The organism is Clostridium saccharobutylicum DSM 13864, from assembly GCF_000473995.1.
Lineage (GTDB): Bacteria > Bacillota > Clostridia > Clostridiales > Clostridiaceae > Clostridium > Clostridium saccharobutylicum.
The window spans coordinates 4,829,728-4,854,594 of sequence record NC_022571.1 but is presented as its reverse complement, the minus strand read 5'-3'; the positions used below and the strand labels follow the sequence as shown (position 1 = coordinate 4,854,594).

The 24,867-nt window shown below is 28.6% G+C and carries 22 protein-coding genes and 1 riboswitch; of the genes, 21 read left to right on the top strand and 1 reads right to left on the bottom strand.

The window, feature by feature from the left end:
• Positions 1-6: 6 nt before the first annotated feature.
• The 17 genes from dltC to CLSA_RS20715 all read left to right on the top strand — a co-directional run bounded on the left by dltC (position 7) and on the right by CLSA_RS20715 (position 15,184).
• Positions 7-237 carry a D-alanine--poly(phosphoribitol) ligase subunit 2 gene (dltC, locus tag CLSA_RS20790; protein ID WP_022750534.1) on the top strand — a complete coding sequence of 77 codons (231 nt, stop codon included), beginning with the start codon at positions 7-9 and terminating at the stop codon, positions 235-237.
• A gap of 388 nt (positions 238-625) precedes the next feature.
• Positions 626-1,480, top strand: coding sequence for a YihY/virulence factor BrkB family protein (locus tag CLSA_RS20785; RefSeq protein ID WP_022750531.1), 855 nt, complete (start codon positions 626-628; stop codon positions 1,478-1,480).
• A 188-nt stretch (positions 1,481-1,668) separates the two neighbouring features.
• Positions 1,669-2,016, top strand: a complete 348-nt coding sequence (locus CLSA_RS20780; RefSeq protein WP_022750527.1) for a single-stranded DNA-binding protein — start codon at positions 1,669-1,671, stop codon at positions 2,014-2,016.
• Between the two features lie 770 nt (positions 2,017-2,786).
• Positions 2,787-3,122 (top strand): DUF6514 family protein, encoded by a 336-nt coding sequence (locus CLSA_RS20775; RefSeq protein WP_022750524.1) that lies wholly within the window; start codon positions 2,787-2,789, stop codon positions 3,120-3,122.
• 63 nt (positions 3,123-3,185) lie between these two features.
• Complete coding sequence (gene acpS, locus CLSA_RS20770) at positions 3,186-3,557, top strand: holo-ACP synthase (RefSeq protein ID WP_022750521.1); 372 nt, start codon at positions 3,186-3,188, stop codon at positions 3,555-3,557.
• Positions 3,557-5,065: a bifunctional ADP-dependent NAD(P)H-hydrate dehydratase/NAD(P)H-hydrate epimerase gene (locus CLSA_RS20765; protein ID WP_022750517.1), complete on the top strand. Its 1,509-nt coding sequence runs from the start codon at positions 3,557-3,559 to the stop codon at positions 5,063-5,065. Before acpS ends, CLSA_RS20765 begins: the two co-directional genes overlap by 1 nt.
• A 65-nt stretch (positions 5,066-5,130) precedes the next feature.
• Entirely contained in the window at positions 5,131-5,760 is a 630-nt protein-coding gene (locus tag CLSA_RS20760) for a germination lipoprotein GerS-related protein (RefSeq protein WP_022750515.1), read from the top strand.
• Between the two features lie 350 nt (positions 5,761-6,110).
• Positions 6,111-6,263: a hypothetical protein gene (locus tag CLSA_RS23265; RefSeq protein ID WP_022750511.1), complete on the top strand. Its 153-nt coding sequence runs from the start codon at positions 6,111-6,113 to the stop codon at positions 6,261-6,263.
• Positions 6,264-6,351: 88 nt separating this feature from the next.
• Entirely contained in the window at positions 6,352-6,609 is a 258-nt protein-coding gene (locus CLSA_RS20755; RefSeq protein WP_022750509.1) for a hypothetical protein, read from the top strand.
• Positions 6,610-6,618: 9 nt separating this feature from the next.
• Positions 6,619-6,978: a type II toxin-antitoxin system PemK/MazF family toxin gene (locus CLSA_RS20750; protein WP_022750505.1), complete on the top strand. Its 360-nt coding sequence runs from the start codon at positions 6,619-6,621 to the stop codon at positions 6,976-6,978.
• 246 nt (positions 6,979-7,224) lie between these two features.
• On the top strand, positions 7,225-8,046 hold the full coding sequence (locus tag CLSA_RS20745; protein ID WP_022750500.1) for a transketolase: 822 nt from the start codon (positions 7,225-7,227) through the stop codon (positions 8,044-8,046).
• Positions 8,046-8,990, top strand: a complete 945-nt coding sequence (locus CLSA_RS20740; RefSeq protein WP_022750496.1) for a transketolase family protein — start codon at positions 8,046-8,048, stop codon at positions 8,988-8,990. Before CLSA_RS20745 ends, CLSA_RS20740 begins: the two co-directional genes overlap by 1 nt.
• 328 nt (positions 8,991-9,318) lie before the next feature.
• Positions 9,319-10,173, top strand: coding sequence for a YitT family protein (locus tag CLSA_RS20735; RefSeq protein WP_022750495.1), 855 nt, complete (start codon positions 9,319-9,321; stop codon positions 10,171-10,173).
• A gap of 513 nt (positions 10,174-10,686) precedes the next feature.
• Positions 10,687-11,373: a cell division ATP-binding protein FtsE gene (gene ftsE / locus CLSA_RS20730; RefSeq protein ID WP_022750491.1), complete on the top strand. Its 687-nt coding sequence runs from the start codon at positions 10,687-10,689 to the stop codon at positions 11,371-11,373.
• Positions 11,363-12,253: a permease-like cell division protein FtsX gene (gene ftsX / locus CLSA_RS20725; RefSeq protein ID WP_022750487.1), complete on the top strand. Its 891-nt coding sequence runs from the start codon at positions 11,363-11,365 to the stop codon at positions 12,251-12,253. Before ftsE ends, ftsX begins: the two co-directional genes overlap by 11 nt.
• A 338-nt stretch (positions 12,254-12,591) precedes the next feature.
• A complete protein-coding gene (locus CLSA_RS20720; RefSeq protein WP_022750484.1) occupies positions 12,592-13,866 on the top strand; it encodes a S41 family peptidase in 1,275 nt (424 codons plus the stop codon).
• A gap of 13 nt (positions 13,867-13,879) precedes the next feature.
• Positions 13,880-15,184: a hypothetical protein gene (locus CLSA_RS20715; RefSeq protein ID WP_022750480.1), complete on the top strand. Its 1,305-nt coding sequence runs from the start codon at positions 13,880-13,882 to the stop codon at positions 15,182-15,184.
• Between the two features lie 433 nt (positions 15,185-15,617).
• Here CLSA_RS20715 and CLSA_RS20710 read toward each other — a convergent pair whose 3' ends face one another.
• On the bottom strand, positions 15,618-17,051 hold the full coding sequence (locus tag CLSA_RS20710) for an amino acid permease (RefSeq protein WP_022750478.1): 1,434 nt from the start codon (positions 17,049-17,051) through the stop codon (positions 15,618-15,620).
• Between the two features lie 205 nt (positions 17,052-17,256).
• Positions 17,257-17,431: riboswitch (Lysine riboswitch) on the bottom strand.
• Positions 17,432-17,724: 293 nt separating this feature from the next.
• Here CLSA_RS20710 and uvrB point away from each other — a divergent pair.
• The 4 genes from uvrB to CLSA_RS20690 all read left to right on the top strand — a co-directional run bounded on the left by uvrB (position 17,725) and on the right by CLSA_RS20690 (position 24,865).
• Positions 17,725-19,692 (top strand): excinuclease ABC subunit UvrB, encoded by a 1,968-nt coding sequence (uvrB, locus tag CLSA_RS20705; RefSeq protein ID WP_022750475.1) that lies wholly within the window; start codon positions 17,725-17,727, stop codon positions 19,690-19,692.
• Positions 19,693-19,851: 159 nt separating this feature from the next.
• Positions 19,852-22,677: an excinuclease ABC subunit UvrA gene (gene uvrA / locus CLSA_RS20700; protein ID WP_022750472.1), complete on the top strand. Its 2,826-nt coding sequence runs from the start codon at positions 19,852-19,854 to the stop codon at positions 22,675-22,677.
• A 398-nt stretch (positions 22,678-23,075) separates the two neighbouring features.
• Positions 23,076-23,519 (top strand): FHA domain-containing protein, encoded by a 444-nt coding sequence (locus CLSA_RS20695; protein WP_022750467.1) that lies wholly within the window; start codon positions 23,076-23,078, stop codon positions 23,517-23,519.
• 125 nt (positions 23,520-23,644) lie between these two features.
• Entirely contained in the window at positions 23,645-24,865 is a 1,221-nt protein-coding gene (locus tag CLSA_RS20690) for an FtsW/RodA/SpoVE family cell cycle protein (protein WP_041716405.1), read from the top strand.
• Positions 24,866-24,867 lie beyond the last annotated feature (2 nt).

The following is a 24,867-nucleotide window of genomic DNA, read 5'->3' as shown; positions in this document are numbered from 1 at the left end:
GTATTAGTGGAAGAAAAAGTAGTAAAAATATTAGTTGATGTTATAGGTAATGATGATATTGAAGAAGAAAGAGATGAAAATTTATTTGAAGCAGGGCTTCTTGATTCATTAGGAATTATAGAAGTATTATTAAAGATTGAAGAAGTTTTTGGATTAAAGCTTCAACCAACAGATTTAGAAAGAAAAGATATGGCTACAGTAAATAATTTAGTTGCTTTTTTAAAAACTAAACTTTAGGCACATGAAAATAAATAATATAACAAAGGTTTAGTCTATATTTTAGTTAGGCAAGAAGAAAATTTTATTTAATTAAGAAAATAAGCTATTGTAAAATTAGTTATGAATAATTTTACAATAGCTTATTTTTGTGCATATATTCCATTAAATATTGATACTATATATTATAGACATATATTAAGTTAAGAACATTTTAAGTTTAGGCAGAATCAAAAAATAATGGACCATTATGCTTAACTATTTTACACTATACTGTGTCAGTAAATTCTACTAATAGGCGCATGAGCAGAATTTACTTTTTTGTCTGGCATAAAATATTTTCAGCATATTATTAATCTATTATTTTTTCATGTGCCTTAAAAAGTTGAAAATAAGAAATGGTGATTAGATGAATAAGATAAAATCAAAGATAAGGCGACAAATTAATTTATTAATACATCTTATTATTAAGATTAAGAATGATGATATTTTTGCATTAGCATCTCAACTAGCATATTACTTAATGTTATCTTTTTTTCCATTCATTCTATTTCTAATGACATTAGTTGGATTTAGTAGTTTGAGCTCAGTTGATATATTAAATGGAGTGAATGGAATACTTCCTAAAAGTGTTGTGGATTTGACTAGATCAACTATTACGGAAGTTTTTGATAATCAGTATAAAGGATTATTATGGCTATCAATTTTACTAATGATATGGACATCATCAACTGGATTTAAAGCTGTTATAAAGGGAGTTAATAAAGCATATAACTTTAAAGAAAATAGGTCGTTTATAAAAATATCAATTATCTCAATGCTAGGAATATTATCTATAGCTATGATTATTTTATTAGCATTAGTTATGTTAGTATTTGGCGGTGTTATAGCTGATTATATGAGAAAAATGCTTCCTGTTTATTATGTAATAGTAGTTGTGTGGAATGCATTTAGATATGCATTTGTATTTATAGTAATGATTTTTATATTTGCAGCAATATATAGGATTGCACCAGCAAAAAAACTTACCTGGAATGAAGTTATTCCAGGAGCAGTATTTAGTACAATAGGATGGATACTAATTTCGTTCGGATTTTCATTTTATATAAATAGATTTACTAATTATTCTAGATTTTACGGAAGCCTTGGAGCTGTATTTATTTTAATGACATGGTTATTTTTAGTGTCTATGATATTTATATTAGGAGTAGAAATAAATTTTGTTACAGATCAAATTAATGACAGTAGTAATTTACTAGACTAAAGCACATGAAAATAAATAACGAGTCCAAAGTTTACCTGATGATGGAAAATAGCATGGCAAATAGATTTGCTATTTTTAGGTGAGTTATTACTTAACTATAAGGAAAATTATTTTCATTTGTATTTTATTGAATATAAATTGTAGGATTGGATATAAATTTAAACAAATAATTATTCAGGAGGTACAATATGAATAAAATAATATTAGTGGGGAATTTTGTTAAGGACCCTGAACTAAGGCATACTGAAAATGGAGAAAAAATATATACAAGATTCACCATTGCAGTACAAAGAAATTTTAGATTACCAGATGGAACTAGGGAAGCTGATTTCATACCAGTTAAAGTATGGGGGAAAAAGGCTGAGGTTATATGTAAGTATATGAAAAAAGGAAGTTGTATAACTGTAAGTGGAAGACTTAAGACAGGAAATTATGAAGATAAGGATGGAAATAAACGATATATAGCAGAGGTAGTTGCAGAGGATTTTAAATTCCTTGATCATAGAAAGATAGAAGAAAATGTTTCTGCAAATTAGTGGACTGAGTTTATATAAAAGATTAATAGCATAATTATATAATGCGTATGCGATTATTCAGCATAAAATTTTAATATTTAATTTTAAATAAGTATTTTTACTAAAGTTAATCATAAAACAAAATAAATCTAATTAATCAATTAGATTTATTTTGTTTTAATAGGATTGTGTATGTATATGTAAAATTATTTTTGAATAATGTGTAAAATAAGTAAATAAACTATAAAATAATAAAAAATATTGAATATAAAAATTTGTATGATATAATTATTGTAAACGATATATGAGGATTGTTTTTCAATTGTGGTTAATTAAATGAGATTATGAGATAAAAAAGAGCTTGAGGCTCTTTTTTTATTGTACAGAGGAAATTATAAAACTTTACAACACTGAAAGTCTGATTGTATATAGCTTTAAGGATGATATTGTATAAGGGTGGAAAAGTATAAAGCTAGAAAAATAGTTATAAAGGAGGGGGCACAACTACTTTATTTTTTTTAAGAATAAAATTCTTATATTGTAATCTTAGGTTGGAAATATAAATTAACAAAAAATCATTTTGTCGATAAAATAATTTGATATTCGACAAGAAAAAGTTGTAATAATAATAAGTTATAGACTGCAAATGTAGCAAAAGCTAAATCAAATAGTTTTATTGTCAATAAAGAAAACATAATTATTTGAAATATAGTACATGCTTTGACATTTTCTTAGCAGTCCATGTGATAGTATTTAAATAATGATTATTATTTAAAGGAGTTGAGAAGAGCATGAATTTAGTTGAGGAATATATATGTATTAATAAAGATACTGATATAGAGTTTAGATATACTTATAGATTAACAAAAAAAGATTACAATGGAATAGATGCATATGGAATAGAAATTGAAAGAAAGGATTATATTGGTCTAAAGAATGTAAACTTGGAGAGAGAAAGAATTGATATGGTTTCAGCACACAGACATAAAGTAAAACAAATTCTTATAAAATTATATAATAATCAAGTGTCACCAATTCATCTTTTAGATGTTGTTGGAGAATATGCAGATCAACATGTATATGAATTTGATGTAGGCTTAAATAAGCAATATGTAAATAGCAGATAAATTCTAATTAATAAATATTTATGTCAGTATGTGGTAAGATATTACTAAGGAGATGAGATAAATATGATTATTGGAATTGGCATAGATATAATAGAAATTTACAGAATAGAAAAAGTTGTACAAAGAACTCCGAGTTTTATTGAAAAATCATTTACTAGCAATGAAATAAAATATTTTGAATCAAAAGGATTAAAAGCAAATGTTATAGCCGGTAATTTTTCAGCAAAAGAAGCAATAAGCAAAGCAATAGGAACTGGGTTTAGAGGATTTGGGTTAAAGGATATTGAGGTTCTTAGAGATGAATTAGGTAAACCTGTTGTCAAATTAAGTGATAAAATCTATGAATTATTAGATTTAAAGGATATTAATATTCACATAAGTATCTCACATAGTAAGGAGAATGCTATAGCTTATGCAATTATGGAGGCAATATAATGTTTGAAGTTTTTTCGAGTGATAAGTGCAAAAACATGGACAAAGAAGCAATTGAGGAATTAGGAATACCAGGGATTATACTTATGGAAAATGCCGCAATTGGTATATTTGATAATATAAAAGATAAAGGGAGTTCATTTCTAATATTATGTGGTAAAGGAAATAATGGAGGGGATGCCTTAGCACTATCTAGACATTTAATTATAGCAGGAAAAAACGTTAAAGTTTATATTATAAGTAAGGATGAAGAGTATTCAGATGACTTTAAAGTTAATTTTAATATATTAAAAGGGTTAGTTAAGAAAGAGGATATTGTATTTATAAGATCAGAAGATGATATTAATGATGTCATGGTTAATGATTTAGAAAACTATGATATAACAGTAGATGGAATATTTGGTGTGGGTTTAAATAAAGAATTAACTGGTATGTTTAAGAAAACAATAAAGTATGTTAATGAATATGCAAAATGTATAGTAGCAATCGACATTCCATCGGGATTAGATTGTAATTTAGGGATTGAGAGAGGAATTTCAGTTAGGGCAGATTATACGTATACGTTTGAAGTAATTAAGAAAGGATTCTTAAATTATCAAGCGATTGGCTGTGTTGGAGATGTAAGAGTATTGAAAATAGGGATACCAGAACATATTAAACAGTCAAATTCAGATGGGTTTTATATTTTAGAGAAAAATGAATATAAACAATTAGTTCCTAAAAGAAAGGTATATGGTCACAAGGGAAGTTACGGTAGAGCAGTAATAGCAGCTGGAAGAAAGGGATTTACAGGTGCTGCATTTATTACAACAGAGTGTACAGTTAGAGCAGGAAGTGGACTTACTACATTAATATGTAATGAAGATGTTCAAGAAGAATTATCAAATAAATTAATAGAATCTATGACGATAACTTGGGAAGATGAGAGATTAATTGAACTTATAAAAAATGCTAATTCTATTGCATTTGGACCAGGTATAGGTACAAGTGATAGGGAAGCAAGTTTATTAGAAAAAGTTATAGATAATAGTAGTTGTCCGATTGTAATCGATGCAGATGGAATAACTTTGCTAGCAAGAAAGAAAGCATTATTAAAAAAATTAAAAGGAAGAGCAGTTATTACTCCACATCCAGGAGAAATGGCTCGATTTTTAGATATGGGTATTGAACAGATAGAAGAGAATAGATCGAGTATAGCAAAGGAAGTTGCTAAGAGATATGGGATAACTGTTTTATTGAAGGGATATAATACTGTAATTTCAGACGGAGAAGATATTTATATAAATCCTACAGGAAATAGCAAGATGGCATCAGGGGGAATGGGAGATGCATTAACGGGTATAATAAATGCATTTATTTCGCAAGGAATTGGATTGAAAGAATCAGCCCTTTTAGGTGCGTACATTCATGGATATATACCTGATAAGCTTAGTGATCAGGTTTACATAGTAAATGCAAGAGATATTATAAATGAATTGCCTAAACAAATTAATAATATTATTAGTGAGTAATTAAGAATAAAAATCCAAGGAGTTTCATAATATTAATAACGTATTAATAAATCTTTGGAGGAGTTATGAATTCTGAAAAATTCTCAGTTCGGAATAAACTAATAATGGGTATTTTAATTATTATTCCAATATTAATAATTTTAATGATTATTTTTGGAAGACAAATGATTGCACCGACTAATGAACAAATAATAGATCAAATTAGAAATATAAAATGTTATAGCAGTCAGGTTGAATATACTTTTAAAAATCCAAAATCTCAGTTTAATGAGAAAACAACTCAATATTATGATGCGGATAAAGGTTCAAGAATAGAATTTGAAGATGGGTATGAACGAGTTAAGGTTTATAAGGGTGGCGAAATTAAATTAGAAGGAAGTCAAGATGATGAATATACTATTGATAAAGATATTGATGTGATTTATCCATTGGCATTTATAGAAAATATATTATCTAATCCGATTATTGGAGATGTTGAAGAAGTTAAAGCTGATTGGGGAGAAGGTGAGTACTTAAAAATCAATATACAATATAATAGTAAAAATCAACATTTAAATAAAGCAGAATTTTATATAGATAAACAAAATAAAGTTCCCGTTTTATTAAAAATATTAGATAACAAAGATAAAGAAAGAGTTATAGTAACTTATAAGGAATTTAAGAGAGAAAAAAGTTTAGCAGATAGTTTATTTTAATGAAAACAATGATTTATAGAATATATATTTTATTCTAAAACAATGTACTAAAAATTTAGAACATATATTATAAGTTTTAGCCTATAATGTTTTATTTAAGTATCACTAAAACATATTAGGCTACAATGATAGGACAAGCAATATAATCTTTAATAAAATAAATTTCAAGCCAACATTAACATTATATAACAAAGTAATAAACAAAGAAGTACTGATAGGTGGTACATACATAAGTTATAAAGAAAAATTTGTAAAGAGAAAGAACTAATAAACTTTACCTATAATACACAGAGGGATATATTACTACGAAGAACATATTAAAACATATCTTATTGTAGTAGCTTAGAAACATGAAAATGTCATATATTAATGAAATTAAAACAAAAGGTTATTTTGATTCAGTAACAGTCATAACATGCTTTGTATCAAAAAAAGAATTTATAAGAGGTCTAAAAAATAAAAAAATAGAAAAAAAAAGAAAAAATTCAAGAAGATTGAAATAAATGAGTACAAATCCTTTGACAAATTGACATAATCTGCAATATAATTATAGAAGTAAAAAGAATTTTTTGCTGCTATGGAGGCGAATTTATGTCAATCATTAATATAAGTCATATTAAAAATGAGAAAATAAGAAATATAAAAAAGAAGAAAATTATAAAAAGTAGTGGAGTTATGGAGAAGTCGTTAATACAATATATTAACGAGGGAATTTCAGCTGAGTTTGAGCGAATTATGAAAAAGGGTTATGAAGATATGGCTGAAATTAACTTAGAGTATTCTAAAATAGGTTTTGAATATATGTTAGATGATGTTAATGAGTATGAGGCATGGATTTGCGGAGTGTGATTATTAAAAATGACAAACATTGTGGTAAAAAGAGGGGAAATTTTCTATGCTGACTTAAGTCCAGTTATAGGATCAGAACAAGGCGGAATACGACCTGTTATTATAATACAAAATGATATAGGAAATAGGTATAGTCCTACTGTTATTGTAGCAGCAATAACATCTCAAATTAATAAAGCTAAATTACCTATTCATGTTGAAATTTCTTCAGAGGAATATGGTTTAAATAGAGACTCTGTTGTTTTATTGGAACAAATAAGAACATTGGATAAAAGAAGATTAAAAGAAAAAATTGGACATATGACTGAAGTAGATATGAAAAAAGTTGATAAAGCATTAGCTGTTAGTTTGAATTTAAATATAAAATAAATTACTTTATTAATTATAATTATATAAAGAAAGATAAATATTATTAATTGACGAGAACATTATGAATAAAGAATCATAGTGTTCTTTTTGTTTTTATTATAGTATACTTTAAGGGGAAGTAATAAGAAAAAGTATATCACATTTACAAGTAGTATATACACAACTAAATTTATATGTTAGAATAAATATACTAAGAATACAACATATTATAAATAAGAAAATTAATTAATAATAGGGGGTTCTATAATGAATAATAAAAAAACGCTTGAAGAAATTTCAAAGCTAATGAGAAAAGACATAGTATCTATGCTTACTGAATCAGCATCAGGACATCCAGGTGGTTCATTATCAATAGTTGATATATTAGCTGTATTATTTTTTGAAGAAATGAACATTGATTCTTCAAAAGTAAATGATCCTAATAGAGATAGATTTGTTTTATCAAAGGGTCATGCAGCACCAGCATTATATAGTGCTTTAGCTAGAAAAGGATATTTTGATGTAGAAGAATTAAATACATTAAGAAAAATTAATTCAAGATTACAAGGTCATCCAAACATGAATGATATACCAGGAATAGATATGTCTACTGGTTCATTAGGTCAAGGTATTTCAGCAGCTGTTGGAATGTCTATAGCAGGAAAACTTGATAAAAAGGATTATAGAGTATTTACAATTTTAGGAGATGGGGAACTTGAGGAAGGTCAAGTTTGGGAAGCAGCAATGTCAGCAGCACATTATAAATTAGATAATTTAACTGCTTTTGTGGATAATAATGGATTGCAAATTGATGGAAACATTGAAGATGTAATGAATCCAGGTCCAATAGATAAGAAGTTTGAAGCTTTTGGATGGAATGTGTTAACAATCGATGGTCATAATTATGATGAAATACGAGATGCAATTTCAAAAGCAAAACAAGTGAAAGGACAACCAACTGTTATTGTATGTAACACAATAAAAGGTAAAGGTGTTTCATTTATGGAAAACCAAGCTGGATGGCATGGAAATGCTCCTAGTAAAGAGCAATGTGAACAAGCGTTAAAAGAAATTGGAGGGGAAAACTAATGGGTAATAAAATAGCAACTAGAGAGGCTTATGGTAAGGCGTTAGTAAAACTTTCAAACTTAAATGAAAATGTTGTTGTATTGGATGCGGATTTATCAAAATCAACTAAAACAGCTGAATTTAAAGCTGTTGCACCAGAAAGATTTATAAATATGGGAATAGCAGAATCAAACATGATGGGAGTTGCTGCTGGTCTTTCAACTTGTGGTAAAATTCCATTTGCTAGTACTTTTGCAATGTTTGCAGCAGGAAGAGCTTTTGAACAAATAAGAAATTCAATATGTTATCCAAAGTTAAATGTTAAGATATGTGCAACTCATGCAGGTTTAACAGTTGGAGAAGATGGAGCAACACATCAATCAGTTGAAGATATATCATTAATGAGAAGTATTCCTAACATGACAGTAATTAATCCAGCTGATGCAGTAGAAACAGAAGCAGCAATTTTAGCTATAGCAAATTATAATGGACCTTGTTATGTTAGATTAGGAAGATTAGCTGTTAATATTATAAATGATGAAACTAATTATAAATTTGAAATTGGTAAGGGTATAACATTAGCAAAAGGTAAGGATGTTACAATTGTTGCTACTGGTATGATGGTTGAATTAGCTTTAGAAGCTAAAGATTTATTAGCTAAGGAAGGCATTGATGCAACAATAATTAATATACATACAATAAAGCCAATTGATACAGAATTATTAGTTAATGCAGCAAAAGAAACGGGAGCAATAGTTACAGCTGAAGAACATAGTGTAATTGGTGGACTAGGATCAGCTGTTTCAGAAGTTGTAACAGAAAGATATCCAGTACCAGTATTAAAAGTTGGTATAAATGATACTTTTGGTGAAAGCGGTAAACCAAATGAATTGTTACAAGCATATGGCTTAACAACAGAAAATATAGTGAAAAGAGCTAAAGAAGCTATATCTCTTAAAAAGTAGATTATAGTTTAAGGCACGTGAAAATAAATAACAAGTCTAATTTGTCATTTATTGAAATGTGCCTAATAGGCAAGTATATATAACCTTTCTATTTTTTAATTTCATAATGATATTTAAATACAGGAAAGAAGATTTTATTATAATCTACTGACCTGTATTTTTATTTATTTAGTATTAAAATATAAAGAGTAAGGAATAAAATTAAAATATTTACAAAGTGTCTAATTACAATTTATGAAGTTATAATTTTTTCAAAATTAAAATTTGAATAATATATATATAAATATCAGACAATATAAATAATATACGAATGTAGGGGGAATTTAAAATGAGTATTAAATTATTAAGGGAGTATATAGTTATAACTATTGGTATAATTCTAGTGGCATTGTCAGTGGAATATTTTTTTGTACCCAATAATCTTGCAGCAGGAGGGGTGACTGGTGCAGCAATAGTTTTAAATGCTATTATTCCTAAATTATCTATAGGTGCGACTACATTTGTTTTAAATGGATTACTATTTATTGTTGCATTTATGTTTATAGATGGAAATTTTGGTGTAAAGACTATTTATGCAAGTTTAGGATTATCTTTGATTATATGGTTTATAGAAAAATTTTTGAAACCTGTCGCAATAACTAACGATTTAATAATAGCAACAATTTTTGGAACTTTAATTTCAGCAGTTGGAATGGCTATTATATTTAATGAGAATGCGTCAACAGGAGGGACTGATATATTAGCTAAAATTCTAAATAAGTTTTTTCATTTAGATATAGGAAAATCATTATTAGTTGTTGATTTTGTAATAACTTTTGCAAGTGCATTAGTATTTGGAATAGATATAGGTATGTATGCTATGTTAAGTGTAATATTATTAGGTATAACTGTAGATAGATTTATAGAAGGATTTAATGTAAGTAAGAGCATATTTATTATTAGCAAAAAAAATGATGAAATTAGTCAATATATAATGTCAGAACTAGATAGAGGATGTACATTTTTAAGCGGGTTAGGAGCATATACAAAAGAACAAAGTAATGTACTATATGCTGTTTTAAGCAGACCACAATTTATAAAACTAAAGAAATATATAAAGGATGTTGATCATGAAGCATTTATAGCAGTAGGTGAAGTGCATGAAGTTTTAGGTGAAGGATTTAAGGATATAAAGCAAGATTAGTAAAATTAATATAGAGACTCTTTTGTTTAATGGTTAAAAGAGTCTCTATTTTTTATGTCTGAAAAAGTATAAAAAATTAATTTCTTAAACCTAGTTATATCAAGTATTGTGAGAGTATTAATTAGTGAAAAATTAATAATGAATGATAAAGGAAGAAAAGGCTATATTTTTAAAAAAATAAAAATAATTAAAATAATTAAAAGAAATTATGGAGTAATCTCACAAATTGGATTATTCATCATCTATCATTTATCATTAATTAAAAAGGGGAGGGGGCAACGACTTTTGTTCTTGATAGTAGTTTTATCATATATTTGTTGTTAAAAATAGAAATTAGATGATATATGATGAATTTACACAGTGTGCTGTGTAATATTAATCCAAATAAGGATTGTAATTACAGTATATTTAATAAATTTGTATAACATTACAAAGTATTCTTATGATATAATTAATTTTGTAGGTTTTGCAATTAATTTGCAAGATATACAGATAAAGAAGGAGTGTTTGAGTATGATTGAATTTAGAGGAACGTCTAAAATTTATGATAATAATGTAAAAGCCTTATCAGATATTAATGTTGAAATAGAAGCCGGTGAATTTGTATTTTTAGTAGGACCAAGTGGATCAGGTAAATCTACTTTTATAAAAATGCTTCTAAAGGAGATTGACCCAACAACTGGGAAAGTGTTTGTTTCAGAACAAGATTTATCAACTATTACTAGAAAACAAATACCTTATTATAGAAGAAAGATAGGAATGGTGTTTCAAGATTTCAGATTAATACCAAACCTTAATGTATATGAAAATGTTGCATTTGCTATGAGAGTAGTGGAAGCATCACCTAAAGAAATTAGAAGAAGAGTTCCAATGGTATTATCTTTAGTAGGTTTATCTCATAAGTATAAAATGTTTCCGAATGAACTGTCAGGAGGGGAACAACAAAGAGTTTCTTTAGCTAGAGCATTAGTTAATAATCCAACAGTTCTAATAGCGGACGAGCCTACAGGTAATTTAGATCCAGAAACATCTAGAGAGATTATGGAGTTACTTGATGATATAAATAAATCTGGAACTACTGTTTTAATGGCTACTCATGCTAAGGAAATTGTTGATTACATGAAGAAAAGAGTTATAGCTATTGAAAAAGGAGAGATAGTTAGAGACGAGAAAAGAGGGATGTATGAAGATGAAAATTAATACTATTTCATATTATTTTAAAGATGCATTTACGAGTCTAAAAAGAAATAAAACTATTAGCATTGCATCAATGATTACTGTTCTTATAACTTTCTTTGTTTTGGGAATATTTATGTTGGTTGCTAATAATATAAACAAGGGAATTGATACTGTTCAAAATAAAGTAGAACTTAAGATATTTCTTAAAGATGATATAAAACTTATAGATCAAAGAGAAATTGAAATAAAACTAAGAGATATTGATGGAGTTAAAGATGTAGTATATCAATCAAAAGAAGATGAGTATAAAAACTTTAAAAATACTACAAACGGAAATGATGGATTATTGCAAGGATATACATTACAAAATAATCCTTTCTCAGCATCATTTACTGTCAAATTAAATTCGCCAGAATATGCATCTAGCATAACTGAACAAATAAAAGATTTGCAGGGAATTGAGAAAATTGGAGATCAGCAGGATATAGTAGATAAAGTTGTAAGTATAGTTAAAGGTATAAAATTTGTTGGATTTGGATTGTTTGTGATATTGATTGGTGTTTCAATTTTCTTGATAATGAATACAACAAAGTTAACAGTGTATTCAAGAAGACGAGAAGTTGGAATTATGAAATTCGTAGGGGCTACGGATTGGTTTATTAGATGGCCATTTGTTATAGAAGGTATGGTAATTGGATTAGTTGGTTCAATTTTATCATGTATATTACTATTCGTTACATATAAATGGTTATTCTCATGGATTGCTTCACATATGGTTTTTGTAACTCTTGTATCAACAAGTTATGTCTTAACAACTTTGTTATGGCAATTTATTATTGGTGGAGTTATAGTTGGTGGAGTTGCCAGTGTAATAGCATTAAGAAAATTCCTAGATGTATAATTTTTAAAAATAAGATAACAATAAAAATGTTAGTAGTTAATTAATAAGCTATTTAGCATCATAGAGGCTAGAATTGAAGTTTAAATTATTCTAGCTGGCATTTATAAAAATAATAGATCAGTATGCTTGATTATTTTGTATAATGCTGCATTAGTAAATTTGATAAGTAAAAAATTATAAGTTAAATTTACATTTGGTAGTAATACAAAAAATTGATTGCATCTCTGGTCTGTTATTTTATTTAATGGGTATAAGGTACATTTCTTTTGTGTGCCTAATTTGTACATATTGTTATATTGAGCTATATGTATAGCATATATGAAAGGGAGTTTTTATAGGTGAAACAGTTTGGAAACGATGTATTTACATGCAGCAAAAGAAGAAGAAGAAAAATAAATTTTAACTTTATATTATTTATAACGTGTTTACTTATAATAACTAGTGGAGCATCTTTGTTTTTAGGAAATTATATTGCAACTAAAGGTGTATTTTTGGTAAAAACTTCAGACGAAGTTGTAAGTACAGCTAAGCAAATTAATGATGGAAGCAAGTATGCAGCATTATTTACTGTGAGAGATACACTTATGGAAAAATTTGATGGAGAAATTAATGATGATGTTCTTTTAGATGGAGCTATTAAAGGTATGACTAATGCATTAAATGATCCATATACTGTGTTTATGAATGAAAATGAGTTTAATAGTTTTATGAAGCAAAGTAGTGGATCTATTACAGGAATAGGGGTTGAGGTAATATCTAAGGATAATAAAATAGTAATTAAATCACCTATTAAAGATTCACCAGCAGAAAAAGCAGGATTAAAAGAAAATGATGTAATAGAAAAGATAAATGATGTTGAATTATCTGGAAATGATACACAAAAGCTTATAGCTATGATTGCTGATTCAAAGGATTCAGAAGTTAAATTAACAATTAAAAGAGAAGAAGCAGAGTCTTTTGATGTTAATTTAAAACCAGAACAAGTAAAAATTAATTCTGTTAGGGGAGAAATGCTAGATTCATCTGTAGGATATATTCGTATAAAAACTTTTATGAATGAAAATACTTCAAAGGATTTTCAAGATGAAATTCAATCATTAAAAGATCAAGGTATGAAAGGGATGATTTTAGACTTGAGGGATAATCCAGGAGGGTTACTTTCAGAGGGGGTAGGCGTAGCTTCTCAATTTATACCTGATGGGAAAATAGTTACATATACTGTTGATAAATATGGAAATAAAAATGAATCGGTATCAACTGGAGGAATCGCACAAGATATACCTTTAGTTATATTAGTTAACGGTGATAGCGCAAGTGCGTCAGAAGTTGTCACAGGAGCCTTAAGAGATTATGGTATAGCAACAGTTATAGGCGAAACTACTTTTGGAAAAGGGATAGTTCAACAATCTATTAAATTTAATGATGGAATTGGTGGGCTTAAAGTTACTATTTCTAAGTATTATACACCTAATGGTGAAAATATCCACAAAAAGGGGATAACTCCTGATATTCAAGTTACAACTCCTGTGAAATTAGATGAAAATGGATATGATAAAAATGGTGATGAACAATTAAAGTCAGCCATAGAACAAATTCAACAAAAGATTCAATAGGGGGATAAGTACGGTGAATTTATTTATATATCCATTAAGAGCTGTAGCTCAAGCTATAATAACTCCTCCACTATCAGTGATATTAATAATTGTATCGATGATGTTATATATAAAAAATAATAAAACAATAACAATGCAAAAAATAATTTTAGGAGGTAGTGTAAATTCATCTATTGAACTTACACTATCTCAAATTGTTTTGGGAATTATAGGAGGAACATTAGGGAGTATAATATTAACAGGATTAGGAGTAGTTTTTAAGGATATATCTGATATCATTTTTTTATTTTTAACTTCTATACTGTTAATGCTTATAAGGCCAAGAATGATATGTTTTTCATACTCAGGAGCAATTTTGGGAATGTTGAGCATCATAATTAAAGCAGTTAGTTTTTATATTACTCAATTATCAGATTTGAAAATTTTTAATATAGATATATTATATTTAATGATATTTATAGGTATTTTTCATATTATTGAAGGAGTTCTGGTAATGATTGATGGTCATAGAGGGGCAATTCCGGTATTTACGAATAAACATGGAAAAATATTAGGGGGATATGCATTTAAAAGATATTGGCCATTATCTGTAGCAGTAATAACTTCAGGTGTTATAAATAATTTTAATTTAAAGTATTTGCCAATATCAATGGAGATGCCATATTGGTGGCCAATAATTAAAGCACAGGAATTTAATATTATAACAAATACAATGCTTTCAATATTTCCTATGTATGCAATATTAGGATACTCCACAGTAACATTTACAAGAACTAAAAGAGAAAAAGCTACATCATCAGGAATTCACATAGTTGCATATGGCATATCATTGGTTATAGTAGCTCAATTAGCGAGAGTTGGACTTTTAGGGGAAATTGCTGTGTTGATTTTTGCACCATTTGCTCATGAATTTATGTTAAATATTCAGAGAAAAAGCGAAGAAAAAAGATGTGCTAAATTTGTGAGTGATGAAGAGGGATTGGTCGTTCTTGAAATAGCAGTAGATTCACCAATAAAAGATTTTGGAATTGATATTGGCAGCAAGATTTTACTAGTAAATAATACAAATATAAATTCCGAAGCTGAAATATATCCAATTCTAAGAAAAAATTTAAATAGAGGGATTTTAACAATTAAGGATTCAAGTGGTTTTGTAAAAGAATTTGAATATAAACATGAAAATAACAAGAGACTTGGGATAGCATTGGTACCTAGAAATGTAAATGAAACAGATATATCATCTGGTGATAGTGAGAGCTTTAAGAACATATTAAAGATGCTTAAAGATAAAGAAGAGTATAAATTTAAAGGAAAATAACGATATAATGATAAAGAAGAAAATTTGATTTAGGTACATGAAAATAAATAATAAGTCCAAATAATTTGTCATTATAACTTTTAATATCAACAAGTAATCTTATATAGCTAAATAAATTCTGAATTAGATTTAAACTTTGAAATACATTCAATACTAGAAAGAAAGGTGGATCTTTTACGGAGTGTTGCGTTGATAATTTGGCTGTAGTATTTCTTCAGTAAAAGTTGTATCAGTCTTGTCTGTCACAAAAGTGAGAATCGAAATTTTGCATTTCGTTCTTCGAACTTTCTCAGTGAGCGCTTGTCATGGGAGCATGCGAGAATAGTACAACTTTTACTGTTAGAAATACACAACCTAATTATCTAGCAACCGAGTAAAAGATCCACCTTTCTTTCGGTAAGTTACCACATAATTCAAAAACTTAAGTTGTTATCTAATATTTTATTTCTTCAGAGAAATCAAGATCAACTTTATCTAAAGGAATGACTTTAGTTTTATGTTTGATTTTATACCATAAATATAAAACAACGAATAATGGAATTCCTATGTAAGAAGCAATTAAGCCTTGCCAATCAACTCCATCAGGCTTTATACATGAGTAACCTTGTCCTAGAATTATAATTATACACATTAATAATGCTAATATAGGTCCAAAAGGGTACCATATAGCTTTATACTTTAATGTTTTTAAATCTCTACCTTGATGAACGAATGCTTTTCTAAATCTATAGTGACATATAGCTATACCAACCCAAGCTATAAATCCAGCAAGTCCAGATGCCGCAACTATCCATACATAAACTGTACTTTCTGCATAGATTCCAGTTAAGAAACAAGCAGAAGCAACTAAAGTAGTTAAAATCAAAGCATTAACAGGCACACCACGTTTATTAGTTTTTGCAAAGATTTTAGGAGCCATACCTTCTTTAGCCATTGAGAAAAGCATTCTTGTTGACGCATACATACCTGAATTACCAGCAGATAATACAGAAGTTAATATGATAGCATTCATTAATGAAGCAGCACCAGCAACACCAGCTTTTTCAAATACCATTGTAAATGGACTTGTATCAACACTTGCTTCAGTAAATGGAATTATAGCACCTAAAATAATTATTGTTCCTAAATAGAATATTAATATTCTCCAAAATATAGATTTTATAGCTTTAGGAATAGTTTTATCAGGATTTTCACTTTCACCAGCAGCGATTCCGATAAGTTCAGTTCCTTGGAATGAGAAACCAGCAATTAAAAATATAGCAAAGATAGATTTAATACCACCATGAAATGGACCATCATCTACAACATAGTTATGAAAGCCTATTTTGCTTCCTCCCATTATACCAACAATCATTAAAACGCCAACTATTAAAAATATAATAACTGTAACTACTTTGATTCCTGCAAACCAATATTCTGATTCGCCATAAGCTTTTGATGAGAGAATGTTCAAGCCAACTATTATCACTAAGAATATTATACTCCAAATAAATCCGCTAACATTAGGGAACCAATATTTCATTATTAAAGAACCAGCAACCATTTCGGCAGCTACTGTGATAGCCCAGTTGTACCAATAATTCCAGCCAAGTGCAAATCCAAGTGCTGGATCTATAAATTTAGTTGCATATGAACTGAAGGAACCAGAGATTGGCATGTGCGTTGCCATTTCACCCAAACTAGTTATTAAAAAGTACACCATAATACCTATTAACGCATAAGCTAATAATGCACCACCAGGTCCAGCTTGATTTAATGTGTCTCCCATAGCAACAAATATTCCTGTTCCAATGGAACCACCCAAAGCAATCATGTTTAAGTGACGTGCTTTTAGACCTCTTTTTAATTCATTATTTTTTTCATCCATTTTGTCTACTCTCCTTATGATTTAAAATACATAAGTAAGAAACTAAGATAATGAATAAGGCACATGAAAATATCTATGGCAAGTGATTTGTTATTTTTTGAATGTACCTAAATATTTATACAATAAAAAATGCCATGAAAGCATATTCATGACATAAATACCAAAGTTGCATATTAAAATAATATGAAAAATTGGGTATATTTCCATTGAAAATAGCTCTCCACAAATTATTTTGTGACAGTTTTATGCATATTTTACATAAAACCAGTAAATAGTATTAAAGCAATCAACTATTTACTTCGGCGAAAGTTCCTTTCATATTACTTCGTTATGCTTAAATCCGTAATACTACTCTTAAATTCCGCACCTCTATCTTAGTTATCTACCTATTAGTTTATCTTTAATAATTATGTAATAAAATTAAAAATAAGTCAATACGAAATGTTTTACATATTATTTTTTTTAATATTAGTTAGTCAGTTATTTATGAAATAATAATAAATTAAGGTTTTTCATGCAAAGTATTTCATGCAAAGTATATTGTAATGATTTATTTTCGTGTGCCTTAGTTGAGAAATAAAATCTGATATATAATTTGTTGACTTAATATATAAGAAAAAGTAAAATATACATATAATACGAATGTCTGTTCGGAAAAAGCGGAGGTAATGTCATGGGAGAATTCAAGATACATTCTAAATTTAAGCCAACAGGTGATCAACCACAGGCTATTGATAAATTGGTAAATTCAATACAAAAGAATAGTAGAGGTCAAACATTGCTAGGAGTAACTGGATCGGGAAAAACATTTACTATGGCAAATGTTATAGAAAAGCTTCAAAGACCTACTATAATTTTAGCGCATAACAAAACTTTAGCAGCACAGTTATGTTCTGAGTTTAAGGAATTTTTTCCAGATAATATAGTTGAATATTTTGTATCATACTATGATTATTATCAACCAGAAGCATATGTACCTCAAACAGATACATTTATTGAAAAGGATGCTTCCATAAATGATGAAATAGATAAGTTAAGGCATTCAGCTACATCAGCTTTATTTGAAAGAAGAGATGTAATAATTGTTGCATCTGTTTCGTGTATATATGGATTAGGTAATCCTGATGAATATAAAAAGTTAACTATAAGTTTAAGAACTGGAATGGAAAAAGAGAGAGATGAAATTATAAAAAAACTTATAGAGATTCAATATGAACGAAATGATATAGATTTCTCTAGAGGAACTTTTAGAGTTAGAGGCGATTCATTGGATATAATTCCAGCATCATCCTCAAATAAGGGAATCAGGATTGAATTCTTTGGAGATGAAATTGATAGAATTAGGGAATTTGATGTGCTAACAGGCTCCATATTAGGTGAAAGAAATCATGTAGCTATAACGCCAGCATCTCACTTTGCAACTTCGAGAGAAACAATAGAAGAATCAATGGGAATTATTGAGGATGAACTTGAAGATAGATTGAAAGAACTCAATTCTCAAGATAAGCTTTTGGAAGCTCAGAGGCTAAGGCAAAGGACAAATTTTGATATTGAAATGATAAAGGAAATGGGATATTGCAGTGGAATAGAAAACTATTCTAGAATTTTTGATAAAAGATCACCAGGAACACCTCCTAAAACTTTATTAGATTATTTTCCAGATGATTTTTTAATGTTTATAGATGAAAGTCATGTAACATTACCTCAAGTTAGAGCTATGTATGCAGGAGATAGATCTAGGAAAAATACTTTGGTTGAATACGGATTTAGATTACCATGCGCTTATGATAATAGACCACTAAAGTTTGAAGAATTTGAAAAGAAAATTAATCAAGTGGTATTTGTAAGTGCAACTCCTTCAGCATATGAGTTAGATCATTCAGAAGAGATTGCAGAACAAATTATTAGGCCTACAGGGTTATTAGATCCAGAAATTATTATAAGACCAATTAAAGGACAAATAGATGATTTATACGGAGAAATTAATAAAACTAAAGAACGTGGATTTAGAACTTTAATAACAACTTTAACTAAACGTATGGCAGAAGATTTAACTAAGTATTTAACTGAATTAGGTGTTAAAACAACATATATGCATTCAGATATTGATACAATTGAAAGAATGAAGATTATAAGAGAGTTAAGGCTTGGAGAGTATGATGTTTTAGTAGGAATAAATCTTTTAAGAGAAGGATTAGATATACCTGAAGTTGCTTTAGTAGCAATATTAGATGCAGATAAGGAAGGCTTTTTAAGATCCGAAACATCATTAATACAAACTATAGGAAGAGCAGCTAGAAATTCAGAAAGTAAAGTTATAATGTATGCGGATACAATAACAAAGTCAATTGATAAGGCTCTAAAGGAGACGGAAAGAAGAAGAGTTATACAAAAGAAATATAATGAAGAACATGGAATAGTTCCAACTACAATAATCAAAGAGGTAAGAGATGTTATAGAAGCGACAAAAGTTGCAGAAGAAATAGAAGAATATAAAGTAGATAAAGATAAAAAACTTACAAAGAAAGAAAAGGATAAGTTAATAAAAGAATACACTGAAGAGATGATGTTAGCGGCTAAGAATTTACAGTTTGAAAGAGCAGCAGAACTTAGAGACATTATTAATGGATTAAAAAATTGACAATTAAAGATTAATTTAGAATATAGAATTAGTAATTATGAACAAAACATTGAATGATATTTGAATAAAAATGTATTTTGAGAAATTCTGAAAGAATTTAATCATATAACTGTTAGCTGTTACTTGTTAACCGTTAACTGAATTGAGGAGGTTTAGGCGATGAACGATAAAATAATAATTAAAGGTGCAAAAGTTAATAATTTAAAGAATGTTGATTTAGAAATACCAAGAGATAAGCTAGTTGTATTTACAGGATTATCAGGATCAGGTAAATCATCTTTAGCTTTTGATACATTATATGCAGAAGGTCAAAGAAGATATGTGGAATCACTATCTTCTTATGCTAGACAGTTTTTAGGCCAAATGGATAAGCCTGATGTTGAATATATAGAGGGATTATCACCAGCCATATCAATAGATCAAAAAACTACAAGCAAAAATCCTAGATCCACAGTTGGAACAATAACAGAAATATATGATTATTTAAGATTACTTTATGCAAGAGTTGGAGTTCCACATTGTCCAAAGTGTGGTAAAGAAATTACTCAACAATCTGTTGATCAAATTGTGGATAAGATAATGAGCTATGGGGATAAAACTAAACTTCAAATATTAGCTCCTATGGTTAGAGGGAGAAAAGGAACTCACGAAAAGTTAATAGAAAATATAAAGAAAAATGGATACATAAGGGCTAGAATTGATGGAGAAATCTATGATTTGACTGAAGAAGAAATTAAATTAGATAAAAATAAGAAACATAATATTGAAGCTGTTATAGATAGAATTGTTATAAAAGATGGAATTGAAGGAAGACTTACAGAGTCAATAGAAGCTTCTTTAAAAATAGGCGAGGGATTAGTAATTGCTAGTATAGTTGGTGGAGAAGAAAATTTATTTAGTGAAAAATTTGCTTGTCCAGAGTGTGGGATAAGTATAGGCGAGTTAGCACCTAGATTATTTTCATTTAATTCTCCGTTTGGTAAGTGTGATTACTGCGATGGTCTTGGAACTTTAATTGAAATAGATGAAAACTTAGTAATTCCAAATAAAGAGCTAAGTATTCTGGAAGGTGCAGTAGCTAGTTGGGGAAGTGGAAGATTAAAAGAGGATTCGTGGACTTATGCTATACTTAAAGCTCTAGAAAGAGATTATGGATTACAATTGAATATTCCTATAAAAGATTTGGATAAAAAATATGTTGATTTATTGCTATATGGAACTGATGGTAAAAAAATTAAAGTTGACTATGTTAAGGATGGAATTAAAGCAACATACAATTATGCTTTTGAAGGGGAAATAAATGGTCTAAAGAGAAGATATAGAGAGACTAATTCAGATGTAATAAAAACTGATATTGAACAATATATGAGCGATGATTTTTGTCCTAAGTGTAAAGGGGCTAGACTTAAGAAGGAAGCATTGGCTGTTACTGTTGGAGGAAAAAATATATTTGAATTAACAAGTATGTCTATAAAAGATGAATTAGATTTTATTAATGGAATAGAATTTTCCAAGAAGAATAAAATTATTAGTGAACAAATTATAAAAGAAATTAGAAACAGATTACAGTTCCTATTAGATGTAGGCCTTGATTATTTAACTTTATCAAGAAATTCAGGAACTTTATCAGGAGGTGAATCTCAAAGAATTAGATTAGCAACTCAAATAGGTTCATCCCTTATGGGTGTATTATATATACTAGACGAACCTAGTATTGGATTACATCAGAGAGATAATGACAGATTAATACATACGTTAAAAAATTTAAGAGATGTAGGTAATACAGTAGTTGTTGTAGAACATGATGAAGATACTATAAAAGAGGCGGATTATATAGTTGATATTGGACCAGGAGCAGGTGAACATGGCGGAGAAGTTGTGGCTGCTGGAGATATTGATCATATTAAATCTTGCGAAAAATCAATAACAGGTCAATATCTGACAGGAAAAAAATTAATTAAAGTACCAGAGCAAAGAAGAAAAGGAAATGGACAAAAGATAAAAGTTGTTGGAGCTAAGGAAAATAATTTAAAGAATATAAATATAACTATTCCGCTTGGAACACTAACTACAGTTACAGGAGTTTCAGGTTCTGGTAAAAGCACTTTAGTAAATGAAATACTATATAAAGGATTAAATAAAATTGTAAATAAGAGTAAGAATCCAGTAGGAAAGCATAAAGAAATAATTGGATATGAGAACATAGATAAAATAATAGATATAAATCAAAGTCCTATAGGTAGAACTCCTCGTTCTAATCCTGCTACTTATACAGGTACATTTGATATAATAAGAGAATTATTTTCACAAACACAAGAGGCTAAAATGAGAGGTTATAAACCAGGAAGATTTAGTTTTAATGTAAAAGGCGGAAGATGTGAAGCTTGTTCTGGAGATGGAATTATAAAAATTGAAATGCAATTTTTATCTGATGTATATGTGCCATGTGAAGTTTGCAAGGGAAAGAGATATAATAGAGAAACTTTAGAAGTAAAATATAAAGGGAAAAATATAGATGATGTGCTTAATATGACAGTTGAAGAAGCATTGAAGTTCTTTGAGAATATACCTAGAATTGAAAATAAACTGAAAACATTAAATGATGTAGGATTAGGGTATATTAGATTAGGGCAGCCATCGACTCAATTATCAGGTGGAGAAGCCCAAAGAATTAAATTAGCTTATGAATTATCTAAGAGAAGTACAGGAAAGACTTTATATATATTAGATGAACCAACAACAGGATTACATATAGATGATGTTAGCAGATTAATAGAAATACTTCAAAGATTAGTCGATGCAGGAAATACTGTAGTTGTAATAGAACATAATTTAGATATGATAAAATGTGCAGATTATTTAATTGACTTAGGTCCAGAGGGAGGAAATAAAGGAGGAACTCTTATTAAAGCAGGAACACCAGAAGAATTATGTAAAGTTGAGGAATCATATACAGGTAAGTACTTAAAAAAAGTTTTATATTAAGGTACAATCAAAAAAATAATAGATCAGTATGCTAGCCTATTTTGCATTAGCAAAATCAACTGATAGGATCACTATGAGTTGATTTTACTTCCTTGTATGGCACAAAATAGGCGTCGCATCTTTGGAATAGTATTATTTTTTATGTGCCTAAAAAATAATAAGTCAGAATGCTTGGTTATTTTATGTTTCATTGATATAGTTGGCTAATAGCTCGCTATAAGCCAACTATATCGATGTGTTTAGCACAAAATATGCATCGCATATTTGACTTATTATTTTATTTAATATACTTTAAATTGTGAAGTGATTATGACAAAGTATACTTTTCCATGTTATACTTGATTTTTTTGTTGTATAATCATTAATATGATATACGAAATATATATTGAGGTGAAGATATGAGTTTTTCAAAAATGATAGGTGGAATTTTTGGGATAGTTTTTATTGTTATATTATACGTAATAATATACTATGCACTAAAGATAATGTATAAAGATGTTAAAAATGGTGGTAAGAGAAGAAGACCATCAGCTGTAAAAGGAAGTTATGGTTTGGAGATAATTAAATCAGGTAATGGTAAGGGATTAAAAGATGGTTCTATAATCCCCATAAGATATGATTTAACAATAGGAAGAAAAGAAAATAATTCAATTGTATTAGCAGATCCTCATGTTTCAGGGAGCCATGCAAAGATCATAGTTAGGAATAATGGGTTATTTATAGAAGATTTTGATAGTACAAATGGTACTTATGTTAATAGAGCAAAAGTGAATGGTAAAATGAAATTATCGAATAGAGATGAAATAAAAATTGGAACTGCCGTTTTTAAGATTTTAAGCTAAATAAGTGTGTTAGGCTTAGAGTAAGGTACTTATAATTTTATGTATTGTATATACCTTTATTAAGTGAGCCCTGGAATTTTTATTATGTTATCATAAGAGAAAGATGTGCAATGAGGTGAGATAAATTGAAGATTAAAAAGGATGAGGTAATGTTATTGATTTTAACATACCTTCTGTGTATGGCTCTATTTACTAATTTAGCTATATTAAAAGATCCTAAGGATATGGGCGCAATTTATATGGGATTAATAGTATGTGGCCTATTGACTGCTACTCAAATTTTAATAAGAAAGTTTTATCCTCAGGGAGATAAGTTTCTTATAACATTTGCATGTATATTGTCCGTTATAGGAATAGCTGTTTTATACAGGTTAGATACTAGTATTGCAATTAAACAGTTGGCTTGGTTTACAGGTGGGATTATAGTATTTATGATTCTTGTTGTAGCAATTCCAGATGTAAGGGATTTTGCTAAATATAAGAAGGTATATTTGATTTCGACTGTATTAATAATGCCAATGGCATTAATAGCACATCAAAATGTTAATGGTGCGACAAACTGGGTTACTATTGGTGGATTTGGATTCCAACCATCTGAGTTGGGTAAAATAACTTTTGTTCTTTACCTTGCAGCTGCATTAAGGGAATATGAAGATAAAAATAATATTCTAGAAGATTTAAAACAACTTTGGCAGCCAGCGTTAATTGTAATGCTGTCACTTGGGTGCTTAGTGTTACAAAAGGATTTAGGATCTGCATTAATATTTTTCGGTATTGCTATAACAATGCTTTATGTTGCTACTGGTAAGAAAAAGTATGTAATACTTACTTTGATTTTATTTATAATTGGATCTGTATTTGCATACTATTTATTTTCACATGTAAGAGAAAGAGTAACAATATGGAGACATCCATGGGATGATCCTCATGGACAGGGATATCAAATAGTCCAGGGATTATATGCAATTTCTTCTGGTGGAATGTTTGGAAGCGGGTTAGGGCAAGGATATCCTGGATTTGTACCAGTTAATACATCCGATTTTATTTTTTCAGTAATATGTGAAGAATTAGGAATGATATTTGGTCTTGGAATTATGGTTATATATTTCTTGTTCTTCTATAGAGGAATGAGAGCTGCATTTAGAGTGAAAGATACTTTCTCTCAACTTAATACAATTGGAATGAGTGCAATGATAGCATGTCAGGTATTAGTTATCATTGGAGGTGTGTTTGCAGTAATACCACTTACAGGTATTACTTTACCACTTATTAGTTATGGTGGATCATCAATAATAACTATGTTTTTTGCACTTGCAATACTTCAAAAGATATCAGAGGAGGGCTAAAA

What these genes read in the sequence shown, in the direction of transcription:
- CLSA_RS20785 (WP_022750531.1), top strand. Translation starts at nt 626, where the DNA reads ATGAATAAGATAAAATCAAAGATAAGGCGACAAATTAATTTATTAATA.
- CLSA_RS20780 (WP_022750527.1), top strand. Translation starts at nt 1,669, where the DNA reads ATGAATAAAATAATATTAGTGGGGAATTTTGTTAAGGACCCTGAACTA.
- CLSA_RS20775 (WP_022750524.1), top strand. Translation starts at nt 2,787, where the DNA reads ATGAATTTAGTTGAGGAATATATATGTATTAATAAAGATACTGATATA.
- acpS (WP_022750521.1), top strand. Translation starts at nt 3,186, where the DNA reads ATGATTATTGGAATTGGCATAGATATAATAGAAATTTACAGAATAGAA.
- CLSA_RS20765 (WP_022750517.1), top strand. Translation starts at nt 3,557, where the DNA reads ATGTTTGAAGTTTTTTCGAGTGATAAGTGCAAAAACATGGACAAAGAA.
- CLSA_RS20760 (WP_022750515.1), top strand. Translation starts at nt 5,131, where the DNA reads ATGAATTCTGAAAAATTCTCAGTTCGGAATAAACTAATAATGGGTATT.
- CLSA_RS23265 (WP_022750511.1), top strand. Translation starts at nt 6,111, where the DNA reads ATGAAAATGTCATATATTAATGAAATTAAAACAAAAGGTTATTTTGAT.
- CLSA_RS20755 (WP_022750509.1), top strand. Translation starts at nt 6,352, where the DNA reads ATGTCAATCATTAATATAAGTCATATTAAAAATGAGAAAATAAGAAAT.
- CLSA_RS20750 (WP_022750505.1), top strand. Translation starts at nt 6,619, where the DNA reads ATGACAAACATTGTGGTAAAAAGAGGGGAAATTTTCTATGCTGACTTA.
- CLSA_RS20745 (WP_022750500.1), top strand. Translation starts at nt 7,225, where the DNA reads ATGAATAATAAAAAAACGCTTGAAGAAATTTCAAAGCTAATGAGAAAA.
- CLSA_RS20740 (WP_022750496.1), top strand. Translation starts at nt 8,046, where the DNA reads ATGGGTAATAAAATAGCAACTAGAGAGGCTTATGGTAAGGCGTTAGTA.
- CLSA_RS20735 (WP_022750495.1), top strand. Translation starts at nt 9,319, where the DNA reads ATGAGTATTAAATTATTAAGGGAGTATATAGTTATAACTATTGGTATA.
- ftsE (WP_022750491.1), top strand. Translation starts at nt 10,687, where the DNA reads ATGATTGAATTTAGAGGAACGTCTAAAATTTATGATAATAATGTAAAA.
- ftsX (WP_022750487.1), top strand. Translation starts at nt 11,363, where the DNA reads ATGAAAATTAATACTATTTCATATTATTTTAAAGATGCATTTACGAGT.
- CLSA_RS20710 (WP_022750478.1), bottom strand. Translation starts at nt 17,051, where the DNA reads ATGGATGAAAAAAATAATGAATTAAAAAGAGGTCTAAAAGCACGTCAC.
- uvrB (WP_022750475.1), top strand. Translation starts at nt 17,725, where the DNA reads ATGGGAGAATTCAAGATACATTCTAAATTTAAGCCAACAGGTGATCAA.
- uvrA (WP_022750472.1), top strand. Translation starts at nt 19,852, where the DNA reads ATGAACGATAAAATAATAATTAAAGGTGCAAAAGTTAATAATTTAAAG.
- CLSA_RS20695 (WP_022750467.1), top strand. Translation starts at nt 23,076, where the DNA reads ATGAGTTTTTCAAAAATGATAGGTGGAATTTTTGGGATAGTTTTTATT.